The sequence below is a fragment of the Kribbella shirazensis genome (assembly GCF_011761605.1).
GTDB classification, from domain to species: Bacteria; Actinomycetota; Actinomycetes; order Propionibacteriales; family Kribbellaceae; genus Kribbella; species Kribbella shirazensis.
Genome location: NZ_JAASRO010000001.1, coordinates 4,833,049 through 4,846,108 on the forward strand (window position 1 = coordinate 4,833,049; position 13,060 = coordinate 4,846,108).

16 protein-coding genes are annotated in these 13,060 nt (G+C 69.4%); 7 read left to right on the plus strand and 9 right to left on the minus strand.

Annotation, left to right across the window (positions count from 1 at the left end):
• Window positions 1-31 precede the first annotated feature (31 nt).
• The 3 genes from BJY22_RS23340 to BJY22_RS23350 all read left to right on the plus strand — a co-directional run bounded on the left by BJY22_RS23340 (window position 32) and on the right by BJY22_RS23350 (window position 2,159).
• Window positions 32-964, plus strand: a complete 933-nt coding sequence (locus BJY22_RS23340) for a GTP-binding protein LepA (protein ID WP_238350439.1) — start codon at window positions 32-34, stop codon at window positions 962-964.
• A complete protein-coding gene (locus tag BJY22_RS23345; protein WP_167210098.1) occupies window positions 961-1,545 on the plus strand; it encodes a TetR/AcrR family transcriptional regulator in 585 nt (194 codons plus the stop codon). The genes BJY22_RS23340 and BJY22_RS23345 overlap by 4 nt, the downstream gene beginning before the upstream one ends.
• 191 nt (window positions 1,546-1,736) lie before the next feature.
• Window positions 1,737-2,159 carry a PRC-barrel domain-containing protein gene (locus BJY22_RS23350; RefSeq protein WP_167210100.1) on the plus strand — a complete coding sequence of 141 codons (423 nt, stop codon included), beginning with the start codon at window positions 1,737-1,739 and terminating at the stop codon, window positions 2,157-2,159.
• On the opposite strand, the gene BJY22_RS23355 is transcribed toward BJY22_RS23350, so the two are convergent.
• Window positions 2,135-3,649, minus strand: coding sequence for an FAD-dependent oxidoreductase (locus BJY22_RS23355; protein WP_167210102.1), 1,515 nt, complete (start codon window positions 3,647-3,649; stop codon window positions 2,135-2,137). The two genes, BJY22_RS23350 and BJY22_RS23355, sit on opposite strands and share 25 nt — an antisense overlap.
• A gap of 53 nt (window positions 3,650-3,702) precedes the next feature.
• Between BJY22_RS23355 and BJY22_RS23360 the strand changes: the two genes are divergently transcribed.
• On the plus strand, window positions 3,703-5,376 hold the full coding sequence (locus tag BJY22_RS23360) for an alpha-amylase family protein (RefSeq protein ID WP_167210104.1): 1,674 nt from the start codon (window positions 3,703-3,705) through the stop codon (window positions 5,374-5,376).
• 58 nt (window positions 5,377-5,434) lie between these two features.
• A complete protein-coding gene (locus BJY22_RS23365) occupies window positions 5,435-5,608 on the plus strand; it encodes a CsbD family protein (RefSeq protein ID WP_167210106.1) in 174 nt (57 codons plus the stop codon).
• Between the two features lie 57 nt (window positions 5,609-5,665).
• On the opposite strand, the gene BJY22_RS23370 is transcribed toward BJY22_RS23365, so the two are convergent.
• The 4 genes from BJY22_RS23370 to BJY22_RS23385 all read right to left on the minus strand — a co-directional run bounded on the left by BJY22_RS23370 (window position 5,666) and on the right by BJY22_RS23385 (window position 8,992).
• Entirely contained in the window at window positions 5,666-6,853 is a 1,188-nt protein-coding gene (locus tag BJY22_RS23370) for an MFS transporter (protein ID WP_167210108.1), read from the minus strand.
• Between the two features lie 123 nt (window positions 6,854-6,976).
• Window positions 6,977-7,348 carry a fluoride efflux transporter CrcB gene (gene crcB / locus BJY22_RS23375; RefSeq protein ID WP_167210110.1) on the minus strand — a complete coding sequence of 124 codons (372 nt, stop codon included), beginning with the start codon at window positions 7,346-7,348 and terminating at the stop codon, window positions 6,977-6,979.
• Window positions 7,345-7,827: a fluoride efflux transporter FluC gene (locus BJY22_RS23380; RefSeq protein ID WP_337758885.1), complete on the minus strand. Its 483-nt coding sequence runs from the start codon at window positions 7,825-7,827 to the stop codon at window positions 7,345-7,347. The genes crcB and BJY22_RS23380 overlap by 4 nt, the downstream gene beginning before the upstream one ends.
• A gap of 223 nt (window positions 7,828-8,050) precedes the next feature.
• Window positions 8,051-8,992 (minus strand): hypothetical protein, encoded by a 942-nt coding sequence (locus BJY22_RS23385; protein WP_167210112.1) that lies wholly within the window; start codon window positions 8,990-8,992, stop codon window positions 8,051-8,053.
• 264 nt (window positions 8,993-9,256) lie between these two features.
• Between BJY22_RS23385 and BJY22_RS23390 the strand changes: the two genes are divergently transcribed.
• Window positions 9,257-9,718, plus strand: a complete 462-nt coding sequence (locus BJY22_RS23390) for a hypothetical protein (protein WP_167210114.1) — start codon at window positions 9,257-9,259, stop codon at window positions 9,716-9,718.
• A gap of 13 nt (window positions 9,719-9,731) precedes the next feature.
• On the opposite strand, the gene BJY22_RS23395 is transcribed toward BJY22_RS23390, so the two are convergent.
• On the minus strand, window positions 9,732-10,694 hold the full coding sequence (locus BJY22_RS23395) for a zinc-binding dehydrogenase (protein ID WP_167210116.1): 963 nt from the start codon (window positions 10,692-10,694) through the stop codon (window positions 9,732-9,734).
• A gap of 67 nt (window positions 10,695-10,761) precedes the next feature.
• On the opposite strand from BJY22_RS23395, the gene BJY22_RS23400 reads away from it, so the two are divergent.
• Window positions 10,762-11,331: a TetR/AcrR family transcriptional regulator gene (locus BJY22_RS23400; protein ID WP_167210118.1), complete on the plus strand. Its 570-nt coding sequence runs from the start codon at window positions 10,762-10,764 to the stop codon at window positions 11,329-11,331.
• Window positions 11,332-11,389: 58 nt separating this feature from the next.
• Here BJY22_RS23400 and BJY22_RS23405 read toward each other — a convergent pair whose 3' ends face one another.
• From BJY22_RS23405 to BJY22_RS23415, 3 genes are all read right to left on the minus strand, one after another.
• Window positions 11,390-11,629 (minus strand): antitoxin, encoded by a 240-nt coding sequence (locus tag BJY22_RS23405; RefSeq protein ID WP_167210120.1) that lies wholly within the window; start codon window positions 11,627-11,629, stop codon window positions 11,390-11,392.
• 13 nt (window positions 11,630-11,642) lie between these two features.
• The gene (locus tag BJY22_RS23410) at window positions 11,643-12,152 is read right to left on the minus strand and encodes a hypothetical protein (RefSeq protein WP_167210122.1); all 510 of its coding nucleotides are present in this window, start codon (window positions 12,150-12,152) and stop codon (window positions 11,643-11,645) included.
• Between the two features lie 202 nt (window positions 12,153-12,354).
• Window positions 12,355-12,948: a sigma-70 family RNA polymerase sigma factor gene (locus BJY22_RS23415; RefSeq protein WP_167210124.1), complete on the minus strand. Its 594-nt coding sequence runs from the start codon at window positions 12,946-12,948 to the stop codon at window positions 12,355-12,357.
• Window positions 12,949-13,060 lie beyond the last annotated feature (112 nt).

Consider the following 13,060-nt stretch of genomic DNA (forward strand, 5'->3'; position numbering starts at 1 on the left):
GCATCCCTGGGCGAACGAGCGAGGTGCCGCGATGTCGTTGAGTGATATGACCGTTCCGCGCCGGCGAGGCCGTCGGCGGGAGGACTCACGGCTGGCCGATCATGTCGATCGGCTGGGCGAGGAGCACCCGCCGATCCCGCTCGGCAGCGTCGACTACACGATGAAGAAGCCGGGCCTGCTGGCCGAACGGTTCGGCTCCGTACTGTCCTATATGACCCGCGTGGAGCTCGAGGTCGAGCGCAACGTGCTCGAGCTGAACGCTCTGCTGCCGGATCCGCCCGAGGTCGACAGGCACTTCTACCTGGACGTGTGGATGCCGCAGGAGACCCGCCACGGGCAGATCCTCGACAAGCTGCAGCAGCTGATCGGTGTGGATCCGCACGAGCCGAACCTGGCGGAGGTCTCGTTCCGCCTCAGGTTCCTCGGTGCGCTCGGCCGGATGCCCGGCGTGCAGGACATCAGCCGGATGCTCTATTACCTGACCGGGCTGGCCACCGAGCGCTCCGCGGTCCTTGCCTACAACAAGTTCCACGCCGGGCTGGTCGAGCTCGGCGAGCGGGCCGTCGCCGCGACCGTGGTCGCGCCGATCCGCCGCCAGGAGCCGGGGCACTTCGCGTACTACCAGATGGCCGCGCAGGAACTGTGGGATCAGCTGTCGGACTGGCAGAAGTGGCTGACGCGCGGCCTGCGGAAGCGGACGTTCGAAGTCGTCGGCGCCTACAACAAGCGTCAGGTGGCCGACTTCGGGGACGTGATGACCCAGCTGAAGATGAGCGACGGCGGTGAGGAGGAGCTCCGGGAGTACGCGCGGCAGGTCGGGCGCGCGGAGCACGAACTGCTGTGGGCGTACCGGCGCGGCCTGCGGGTACCTGACTACGTGTTCAAGTCCCTCAAGCGGGCCGCTGAGCTCGCTGCCGAACGGAAAGGCGAAGTCTGGCCCGCCGCCCAACCAGCAGGCTCATGACAGCTCAAGCACACCACGCCCCGCGACCGACCAAACGGCAGCTCATCATCGAGACCGCCGAGCGGCTGTTCGCGGAGCACGGGTACGACGCGACGTCGACGGCCCGGATCGCGACCGAGGCCGGCGTGCCGTCGGGGCTGGTGTTCTACCACTTCGCGACCAAGCTCGACCTGCTGATCGCGGTCGTGCAGGAGCGCCCGGAGCCGAGCGAGGTACTGCGGTCCGCGGCGCGCCCGCGGACGGTCCGCGGGCGGCTGCGGGCGATCGTGGCGTCGTTGGTGGCGGAGCTGGAGAACGACCGGGCGGCCCGGATCATCGTGTTCCGGGAGGCCCAGGGCCGGCCGGAGATCGCGTCCCGGGCGGCCGAGTTGTTCGCCGGCGCGACCGCCACCGTGGCCGACCTGCTGAGCGGCGCGGACGACGTGGTCGCCGACGCCGCCCGGGTGCAGGCGGCGGCCGAGCTGGTGGTGAGCCGGGTCTTCCTGGACACGGTCGCGCTCGGCCAGCCCGAGACCGCGGCGAAGCGGCACGCGGCGATGGTCGAGCTGATCGCGGAGTCGCTGACCTCGGGCCCTGATTGATCAGGCCCGTTTGATCATGCCCAGGGGTTGAACGCGATCCCGGCCGGCTTGGACGCGTTCAGCTGGCGTAGACGATCGCGCAGCAGCTGCCGTATACGTCACGTGACTACAGATCGACGGTCCGTGAACGGGCGGGGCCGAATGGCCGGCGGATCGCCGGGTACCTGGAAGGTTGTTGGAGGTGACGGACCATGACCGAGAAAGAGCCGCTCGGACTCGTCCGGCTGGACGACAGCGACCTGATGCTCGCGAAGGCCGAGGACGACGTCCGGGGTGCCACCGTGGTGGACTCGGACGGTACGGAGATCGGGAAGGTCAGCAGCCTGTTCGTGGACGCCGACGAGCGTCGCGTCCGGTTGCTCGACGTCGCGCACGGCGGGCTCCTCGGACTGGGCGCCGAGCACCGCCTGATTCCGGTCGACGCCGTGGTGGAGGTCTCCGAGGACAGGGTCACCATCGGCCGCACGCGCACCGAGATCGCGCACGCGCCCGGCTACGACCCGGAGCTCACGGAGTTCGACCCGACCGAGAACCTCGAGGACCTGTACGGCTACTACGGCATGACGCCGTACTGGTTCCCGGGCTACCGCTACCCGCGCTTCCCGTTCCGCTGATCCGGCTTCTCCAGCGGGGAGGTGGCGGGACCGTCGAGGACCGCGCCGTCGGGTGCGAAGCGGGAGCCGTGGCAGTTGCAGTCCCAGGTGCTGTCGCCCTGGTTCCAGCGCAGCGGGCAGCCGAGGTGCGTGCAGACCGGTACGACGGTGTGCAGCGTGCCGCCCTGATCGCGGTACGCGCCGACGGTCGTGCCGTCGAGATCGAACAGGCCGCCTTCGCCGACCTCCACGTGGTCGAGACCGGGGCCGAGCAGCCGGCGAAGGTGGCCGGCGGCGAACTCCTTGCCGACCTTGAGGTTGTCCTGGACGAGCTTCGCGACCGACCGCGCGTCGCCGATCCGGCCCGCGTCGAACACGTCGCTCCACCGGTTGCTCCGCCCGAGGACGAGATCGCGAAGGATGCCGGCGGCAACGGTTCCGTTGCTGAGGCCCCATTTGTGCATGCCCGTCGCGACGAGCACGGGGGAGCCGGGCGCCTTACCGACGTACGGCAGTTGGTCCGCCGTGCTGTAGTCCTCGGCGGACCAGCGGTACTCCGGCTGTACCTTCGTGCCCCACAGCTGGTCGACCCAGTCGACCAGGCTCTGGTACGACGCGTTGGTGTCCTCCTGCCCGCCGGTCTCGTGATCGGCGCCGACCACGATCAGGCCGTTCGGACCGCCTCCGGGCCAGGGCCGGGTCGAGCGGGTCGGCGCCTCGGCGGAGATCGTCATCGCCGTGGGCGCCTGGACGGGAAGCTTCACCGCGATGCCGTGGGACTGGTTCGGCCGGGTGCGGGCGAAGTACCCGCCGAGTGTGCCGAACGGCAACAACGTGGCGGCCACGGCATGGCGGGCCACGACGCGCCGGCCGGACTCGGTCCGTGCCTCGACCCCGTCGCCTTCCGCGTTCAGCTCGGTCACGCGCGTCCGCTCGAAGATCCGCCCGCCGGCGCCGGTGAAGGCCGACGCCAGTCCCGCGAGGTAGCGAGCGGGGTGCAGGAGCAGCTGGTTGTCGAACCGGACGGCGGAGGCCGCTGACAGGGGCAGCCCCATCTCCAGGGGGTCGGCGAGCTGTGCGGGAAGACCGAGTTCACGCGCTGCCTCGGCCTCGTCGCGCAGGTCACCTGTCGAGTAGACGTAGGACGGTCCGCGGCTGAGTTCGCAGTCGATGCCGAGCCGGCGGGCGATGGCGTCGACCTCGTCGACGGCTTCCTGGTTCGCCGCGGCGTACTGCTGTGCCTTGTCGCGGCCGTGACGGTCCAGCAACCCGGCGTAGACGGCTCCGTGCTGAGACGTGACCTTGCCGGTGGTGTTGCCGCTGGTCCGGGTCGCGATGCGCCCTCCCTCGAGCAGGACCACACCGACGCCTTCCTGCTGGAGGTGGAGGGCGGTGGTCAGCCCGATGAGCCCGCCGCCGACCACGACGACGTCGGTCTCCTGATCGGCGTCGAGTGCCTGGTACCTCGGGAGGCTCGCGGTCCCCAGCCAGACCGAGCTCTGAATCGTCATGACCGGCCGGTTCCCGCGGGTGTACTCGTTCAAGCGCCGGGTACCGGCGGGACATGCGCCTGACCGAAACGGCCGACGTCTGGTGGAAGAACGCCGTGATCTACTGCCTCGATGTCGAGACGTTCTTCGACACCGACGGTGACGGGCGGGGGGATCTACGCGGGGTGTGTCAGCGGATCGACCACCTGGCCGAGCTGGGCGTGACGTGCCTGTGGCTGATGCCGTTCTACCCGACGCCGGACCGTGACGACGGCTACGACGTCACGGACTTCTACGGCGTCGATCCGCGGCTCGGGACGCACGGCGACCTGGTCGAGCTGATCATGCTGGCCCGGGACCGCGGGATGCGGGTGATCGCCGACCTGGTGGTGAACCACACGTCGGACCAGCACCCGTGGTTCAAGAGTGCGCGCGCGTCCCGGCAGTCGCCGTACCGCGACTGGTACGTGTGGCGGGACGAGCCGCCGCCGGACGCGGAGAAGGGCGTCGTCTTCCCCGACAAGGAGAAGAGCCTCTGGCAGTACGACGAGCAGGCGGGGCAGTACTACCTGCACCGGTTCTACCGCTACCAGCCGGACCTCGACATCGCGAACCCCGAGGTCCGCGAGGAGATCGAGCGGGTGATCGGCTTCTGGTCCGCGATCGGGCTGTCGGGCTTCCGGGTCGACGCGGTGCCGTTCCTGCTCGACACGTCGGGGTCGCAGGACGCGGCCGACCTGCCCGATCCGCACGACTACCTGCGCGACCTGCGGGCGTTCCTCGACCGACGGCACGGGCAGTCGATGCTGCTCGGCGAGGTGAACCTGGAGTATCCCGACCTACGACGCTTCTTCGGTGACGAGGACGGCGACGAGCTGACGATGTGCTTCGACTTCAACCTCATGCAGCGGCTGTACCTGTCGCTGGCCCGCAACGATCCGGCCGAGCTGGTGAAGACCTTGCGGGAGCGGCCGGATCCGCCGGAGGAAGCGCAGTGGGGGACGTTCGTCCGGAACCACGACGAGTTGACGCTGGACAAGCTGTCCGACGCCGAACGGCAGGAAGTGTTCGACGCGTTCGGCCCGGACGAGAACATGCAGTTGTACGGGCGAGGGCTGCGCCGCCGGTTGCCGCCAATGCTGGGCAACGACCCGGCGCGGCTGCGGATGGTCTACAGCCTGCTCTTCTCGCTGCCGGGGACGCCGGTCCTCTTCTACGGTGAGGAAATCGGCATGGGGGAGAACCTCGCGGCCGCGGACCGGCAGGCCGTGCGGACACCGATGCAGTGGACGGCGGATCCGGACGGCGGGTTCTCGACGGCCGATCCGTCGCGGCTGCCCGCGCCGATGGTCGAGGGCGAGTTCGGACCGCAGAACGTCAACGTGGCGGCCCAGCGGCGCGACCCGGAGTCGCTGTTCAACTGGCTGAAGCTGTTGATCGTGCGGTACCGCGAGTGCCCGGAGCTGTCCTGGGGGACGTGCACTGTCCTGGACACCGGTGTGGCGTCGGTGTTCGCACACCGCTCGGACCACGACGGAGGCACGATCGTTGCCCTGCACAACTTCGCGCCCGAGTCCGCCGAGGTCAGCGTGGCCGTGGCCGGGACCGGAGTCGGCGTGCGCGCGGTTGACCTGCTGACCGACGGTACGGCGGACGTCCGGGACGACGGCGTACTGTCGCTCGACCTCGCGCCGTACGGGTGCCGCTGGCTCCGGATCGTGCACCCGGGCGACCGCTATCTGGTGTGATTCGGCGGGTCGCGGCGCGGGTACCGGCAGCGGTGAGTGCAGACGGGAGGCGACAACGATGAACAACAAGGACAAGCTCGAGAACGCGGCCGAGGCCGCGAAGGGCAAGGCCAAGGAGAAGGTCGGCGACGCGACCGACAACCGGGACCTGCAGGCCGAAGGGCAGGCCGAGAAGTCGAAGGCTGACCTGAAGCAGGCCGGCGAGAAGGCGAAGGACGCGTTCAAGGACTGACGTAGCGGGGTCTCCCAGAACCGGGTCCGCCTGACGCACGGCGTCGGGCGGACCCGCTCACTCGCGGGCGCTGAGGATCGCGAACGCGACGATCGCGAGCGCGGTGAGACCGGCGGGGACGAAGAAGACGTGGGGGAGACCGATCGCGGCCACGCCGATGCCGCCGATGGTGCCGCCGATCGCGGAGCCGAGCGGGATCGCGCTGAGGAAGATGCCGGACGCGGTGCCGACCCCCTCGGGATAGAGGCGCTGTGCGATCGAGACGCCGAGCGCGCCGACGCACGCCCACAGTCCAGCGGTCAGCGCCTGGCCGAGGAACAGCCCGGCGACCGACGTACTGAGCGCGTAGGCGAGGTTGCCGGCCAGTCCGAGTACGGCGCCGACGGTCATCGCCCGCATCGCGCCGAAGCGGTCGGCGAACCGCGCGACCACCGGAAGCAGGAGCAGTTCGAGCAGCGGCTGGATGCCGATCACGGCGCCGCGCATCGCGTCGGACACGTGGAGTTGCTCGGCCATGTAGATCGGCAGGTACCCGAACTTGATCGTGTCACCGGTCATCGCGAGGACACAGACCGCGGTGAAGATCAGCAGCGGCAGCATGTGGTCGATCCGCCGCCGCTCCGAGCGCGTGGCCGCGTGCGGATCGTCGTACCGCTCGACGCGTTGCCGGCCGAGGGGGAGCACCTGGGCGAACGCGCAGACCGCCGTTGCCACCAGCAACGCCCGCAGCCCGAACACACCGCCGAACCAGCTGCCGAACACCGGCCCGAGGATCCAGCCGGTTGTGAAGGCCATCCGGATCGTCGCGATCACGCGGTTCTCGGCGCGCGTCGGATGCCGGCTGAGCTCGTCGCGGCACGCCGCGAACAGTTGCGCCATCGCGCCGCCGGAGACACTCAGCGCCAGCACGCTGATCACGAACGGCATCCAGACCGCGGTCGCCGCGGCCATCGCCAGCCAGCCGGCCGCCCCGATCACCGCGCACACCCGGAACCACAGCAACCGGTTCTGCGTGCGGTCCGACCAGCGCCCGACCAGGAAGCCGGCGAGCGGCGCGGCCAGATTCGTCACGTAGTACAACCCTGCCACCGGCAACGGTGTGTCCAGGTCCCGCACCAGGAACAGCGTCAGCTGCGGCGTAGCCGAGGACACCCCGATGCCGGAGATCAGCAACGCCAGGAACGCCGACCGGTAGAACCGGGACCGGAGAACAATCCCCACTGCGGACTCCGACCGGTCCAGCATCCACCCCTCCACGGAAAACGCCTGCCGCCCAACGATAGGTGCATCGCGCCGAACGCGCCTGACCGTGTCATCCCTCGAACAGGCGCGCCAGGGCTAGGGTCTGGAGATGGACCGCTGATCGCGTCAGGTCCAGATCGCCTGGCTGATCGTCGCGCCGAGGAAGACGCTGCCGAGAGCGGCGGCGATGCTGGCGGTGACGTTGGCGACGGCGAGGAAGCGGGCCCGGTCCTCGAAGAGGCGAATGGTCTCGTAGGAGAAGGTGGAGTACGTCGTGAGCGCGCCGCAGAAGCCGGTGCCGACCAACAGCTGGACGTCGTGGGGGAGAGCCGACGACGCGCCGGCCAGGAATCCCAGGACCAGCGATCCCACGACGTTGACACTGAACGTGCCCCACGGGAACAGAGAGTCGTGCCGCGCCTGCACCGCGCGGTCGGCGAGGTAGCGCAGCGGCGCCCCGATCAGACCACCGGCGATCACCAGCAGGAGCCGGGTCATCGCGACCTCCAGGTGATCAAGGCGCGGGTCGCACTGACGATGGCCCGGACGGCGAGCAGCGCCCCGACGATCGTGGTGGCGAGGTAGAGCAGTGCGGTCCCGGCGTGTCCACCGGAGACGAGCTGCTGGATGTCGACGGCGTACGTCGAGAACGTCGTGAACCCACCGAGCACCCCCGTACCGAGGAACGGTCGCAGCAGGCGCTGCCGGGTGAACACGTCCGTGACCAGGACCATCAGGATCCCGATCAGCCCGCAGCCCACAACGTTGATCACCAGCGTGCTGAACGGGAACCCGCCCGGCGGCGTCGGCCAGCCGAGCCCGACGAGGTACCGCGCCGCCGCGCCGAGAGCACCGCCGACCGCGATCGCGCCGAGGACCACCGGATCGTACGTACGGCGGTCCCGGCCGTCGACGCGCAGGTCCACGTCGGAGTCGACAGGCCCCCGGGGCAGCGGGGTGACGGGGTGGTGCTCCACAGACAGGCCTCCTACCTGGACAGACCTCCCGGCACGGCGCCGCGAGGTTCCTCAGGTAGGGACTGTTGGCCGCCGACCGGCGACAGTTGGTTCCGGCGAGCCCCACCACCGGTCAAGCAGGCACCATCATAACGGTCGCCGTCAGCGGTCCTCGGGAGGCGTTCCCCACAGCGAAGGGGCGGCGCCCATCTGGGCCGTTGGCCGATTTGCGCAGGCCGGATGACTAGCCGCCGTTCAGCACGTCGTACTTCGGGGCGATCCGGAAGTACTTCGGGTCGGAGAACGTCAGCGGGACCTTGCCGAGACTCTTGATCACGGTGGCGGTGCCATTGGCGTGTCCGACGGCGTACAGGTAACCGGACTTGGTGTCGCGGTCGATGCCGAGCAGCAGCGTGCCGCTCGTGCCGCACTTGGTCGCGATCAGCTGCTCGAAGCCCTGCCAGGTCGAGCCGCGGACGACCCTGCTGGTCGGCGCGCTCAGGTAGCTGGTCGGCCACGTGAGCGTGACCAGGGCGCCGGCCCGGGTGTTGGCCAGGAACGTCTCGGTGGTCGCGGTACGGCCGATCACCGCGATGCCCTTGACCGTGCTGAGGCCACCGACCCCGGACGTGACGCGCCAGCTGCCGCCGTCGGACACCCAGCGCTGGGTGATGCCGTCGGTGCGCTGGCCGTACAGCAGGACGCGGGCCGGGTTCCCGGCGTTCGCCGGCTGCAGGATCGACTCCTCGATCCAGCGGTAGTTGCTCCAGCCGCCTCCGATCCGAAGGTTGTTGTGCGGGTAGTGCGGGTCGAGCTGGCTCTGGCTGTCGACGACGAACGAGCTCGAGTACAGGGCTCCGCCCATCACGGCGAGCCCGGACCGCGACTCGCCGCTGCCCAGCGGTGCGGCGTAGAACGTGCTGATGTGCTGGACCTGGTTCGCCGGGAAGACCCCGGCGGTACCGCGGACCCCGCCGACGGTGATCGGCGCTGTGGCGTTGATCATCCTGCTGGTGAACGCACCGGTCGACGTCACCGAGCCCAGCCGCAGCGCGCACGCCGCGGTGGTCGAGGTCGTGCTGTCCGCTGCGGCCGGCTTCGCCTGCGCGGCCGGCGCCATGGCCGCTGCCCCCAGGCCCACGGCGAGCATGCCTGCCGAGGCCAGACCTACGGTCTTACGAAACATCTGAATCGTCCCTCCCCTTGGCGCGGAGGCACCCCAGCCTCCGTTCAACGCATTGGATTCCGGACGGCCCGGAAAAGTTCACCGCGACCCGGATCGGTTGACGAGGAAGGCAGTTGGCCGGTGGTCCAGGACTTGTGACCGGTTCCTCATCGGCCGTCGGGATTCTGTGATGTCTGTTGGCCGGGGCAACTGGTAGACACGTGCGCGGAGGCGTGCGGTGGAGGCGCGCAGCGGACAGCGGAGCAGAGAGGGAAACGGCGCCCGATGGTGATGGCATGGCGGTTCGGCGCCGTGACCGTGGATGCCGTCATGGCGGTCGTCCGGGATTCGGCGACGTTCGCCGAGTGGATGGTCGCCGTACCGCCGGAGCTGCGGGCCGGGCCGAACTGGCCGGCGCCGGGCAGCGTTATCCAGCGGTACGACGGCCGCGAGCCACGCGCACGCCACGCCCACAACCGTCATCTCGTCGTCGCGACGGTGGAGCGCTGGCGGCCCGAGGACGAACTGGCCTTCCGGCTCCGCAGCGGACTGGGCGGCTGGGTACGGATCACGATCAAGGTGCACTCGCGTCCCGGCGGCGCCCTGATCGAGGTCCACGCCGATCCGCTCACCGCGGCCGCCCGCCTGCGCTACACCGGCACCGCCCGCGGCAGCGCCGAAGAACGCTGCGCCCAGGTCGCCGAACGCCTCATCACCCTTGCCACCGCCGGCGAACCCGAGGACTAGCGCGACCCGAGGACTAGGGGAGCAGGACGATCCGTCCGAAGACCTCGCCGTTCTTCATCTTCCGATGAGCCAGTACGGCGTCGTCCAGCGGCAGCTGTTCATGGATGACGAGTGGCAGCCGGCCGTCCGCGGCCTCGGCGAACTGTGCTGTCCTGACGGTGCGGCGTTCGGCCGACGCAACTGTGTCGGCGCTGAAGGTTGCGAACGTCACCGACTTGCGGAAGTTGGCCATCAACGCCGCCGCGAGCTCGGCCGGCGGCGGACCGCCCACCGCCCCGACGGCAACGAGCCGGCCGTTCGGCCGCAACTTGCCGACGAAGGACGGCAGGTCCGGGCCGGACACGATGTCGACGATCACGTCGTACGCCGGGGGAGCGGTGTCGTCGCCCGCGCCGGAACGGTCCAGCACATGCGTCGCACCGACCTTGCGCAACAGCTCACCGCGTTCCGCGGATGAGGTCGTGACCGCGACGGCCGGCGCACCGCCGTGCGCGGCGAGGTGGACGGCGAGGATGCCGATGCTGCCGGCGGCGCCACGCACCAGAACGGACTCGCCGGGACTGAACCGTGCATGCTGTAGGCCGAAATGCGCCACGACGCCGGAGCTGCCGAGCGTCACCGATGCGGCCGCGGACAGCCCGGGCGGCAACGGTACGACGTCCTCGACAGCGGCGGTCGCCTGCTCGGCGTACCCGCCGCCGAGACCGGTGAACGCCCAGACGCGCCGGCCGATCCAGGACCGGTCCGTGTTGTGGCCGACGGCAACCACCGTCCCGGCGACCTCCGATCCGGGCACGAGACCTTCGCGGAATCCCAAGTCGCCGAGGGAGCCGCTGAGGATCACCGCATCCACGCCCCCGACCCCGATCGCCTCGACCGCGACCAGCACCTCGCCCTCGCCCGGTTCCGGCGCCGGGACGTCGACAACGCTCAGCCCGTCGGGTCCGCCGAACGCCTTGATGGCCACTGCCTTCACTGTTGTCTCCTCTCGACACCTCCGAGCGTAAGTGGACGCACCCGTCCGTTTGAGTAGAGTGAGAGGAATGACGGATCGTTTGCCTCAGAAACTGCGCTCCGACGCGGAGGACAACCGCGAGCGGATCCTGGCGGCGGCGCGGACGTTGTTCGCGAACGAAGGATTGGACGTCCCGATGCGGGAGATCGCCCGGCACGCCGGTGTCGGCCCCGCCACGCTGTATCGCCGGTACCCGACGAAACAGGCACTGGCCACCGCGGCCTTCGCCGAACAGGTGCGGGCCTGCGAGGCGATCGTCGAAGAAGGGCTGGCGGCCGCGGATCCCTGGCAGGGCTTCTGTCTGGTGATCGAGCGGATCTGCGACCTGCACATCCGGCATCGAGGTTTCACGGAGGCGTTCCTGGCGACGTACCCGGACGCGATCGACAGCTCGGCGAGCCGCGAGCTGACGCTGAAGTCGATGGCCAGGCTTGCCCGGCGGGCGAAGGCGCGTGGTCAGCTCCGGCGCGACTTCGAGCTGAGCGATCTGGTCATCATGCTGACCGCGCACCGGGGACTGCAAGCCTCGGCGCCGGCCACCCGGCTGGCGGCCTCGCGCCGGTTCGCGGCGCTGACCGTGCAGGCGTTCAGTGCCTGACATGGCCTGAGGCGGCCGCGGGGAAGTCCCGCGGCCGCCTCAGTGTGCAGGCGTCCGATCAGCCCTGGTTGTTGTCAGGGATGTCGTCGTTCTGGCCGTCGAGGCCGTCGAGCTGGTCCTTGGCCGTGCCGACGCCCTGGTCGATCTTGTCGCCGTACTGGCCGCCGGTCTTCTCGTCGACGAAGTCGCCGGCCTTGTCGAGGCCGTCGGAGACCTTGTCGCCGTGACCGTCCACCAGGTCCGCCGCCTTGTCCTTCAGGTTCTCGGCAGCGTCCTTGATGTTGTCGAACACACCCATTGTCTGACCCCGATCAGTTTCCGTAGTTGTTGTTGTCGTTCGAGTCGCCGGAGCCGTAGCTGCTGCCCGAGTCCTCACGCTGGCCGAATTCGCTGCCACCGTTGGAGTTTCCGTCGTTGGAGTCGCCCGAACCGTAGCTGCTGCCGGACTCCTCACGCTGGCCGTAGTCGCCGCCACCGCCGGAGCCGCCTTCGCCGAAGCCGCCTTCATTGGAGCCGCCGTCGCCGGAGCCGCCGAAGCTCGACTCGCCGCTGCCGGACTCCTGGCCCTGACCGTAGTCGCCGCCGGACTCGCCGCCGGAGCGCTCGTTGTCGCCGCCCTGACCGTAGTCGCTGCCGCCACCCGAGCCGTACGAGCTGTCGCCTCCGGATTCCCCTCCGCTGGAATCCCGGCCGAAGTCGTTGCCCTGGTCACCGGAGTTGTTGCCCTGGTCACCGGATCCGTAGGAGTTCCCGGACTCCTCTCGACCACCCTGCTCGCCATACTGGCTCTCGTTGTTCTGCTCGTCGTAAGGATTGCTCATGAGATATCTCCCCGTGAGATATGAGTTGTCGACCGCCCGCGAACGCTGTCGAACGACTGGGGCGGTCGTGAGCCGGATGGCACCCGCCCTTTCCTACCGGAACGTAGGAGGTGGCGCAAGCACTTGTGTCCCGTGTTTCGCGTGCCTTCACGAACCGGCAACTCGGCGATCCGATCGGGTTCCCGTGCTCGCAGGCCTTCATCTACAGGTCTTTCAGGATCCGGCGCAGCCGGTTGGTCGCACGGAACTGCAGTTGCTTGATCGCGCCGTCGGTGCGATCCATCGAGACCGCTGTCTCGTTGATCGAGAGGCCGGCGAAGAACCTGAGCAACAGGCACTCGCGCTGGTCGTCCGGCAACCGGTCGAGGGCGTTGCGCAGCGACGCCTCGCTCACCGACGCGAGCGCGGCCTGCTCGGGCCCGATCGCGTCGTCCACCTGCGGATCGACCTCGTCGGTGACGATCGCCAGCCGGCTCCAGCCGGAGCGGTGATGGTCGATCACCACGTTCCGGGCGATGGTGACCAGCCAGGCCGCGAAGTTGAGGTGCGCCCGCGGCCGGCGGGCGATCGCGCGGAACGCCCGCAGGAACGTCTCGCTGGTCAGGTCCTCGGCCGCGCTGCGCGACGAGGTCTTGCTGTAGGTGTAGCGGTAGATCGACGGCAGGTACCGGTCGTAGAGGCGGCCGAAGGCGGCACCGTCGCCCGCTTGCGCGAGCCGGATCAGTGCGTCCTCGTCGTACTCGTCGGTGACGTCGATGTGGAGGGCGGCGGTGGGTACGGACGTCTGTATGGACATGTGTCGGTTACGCACCGCCCGGTGCGAAATGGTCGATGTGCATGCGCTTCCCAAGCCCCGTTCTCAGTCAGCTACGCGGTGAACATCACGAAAAGGTTACCGAAAGTCGCGC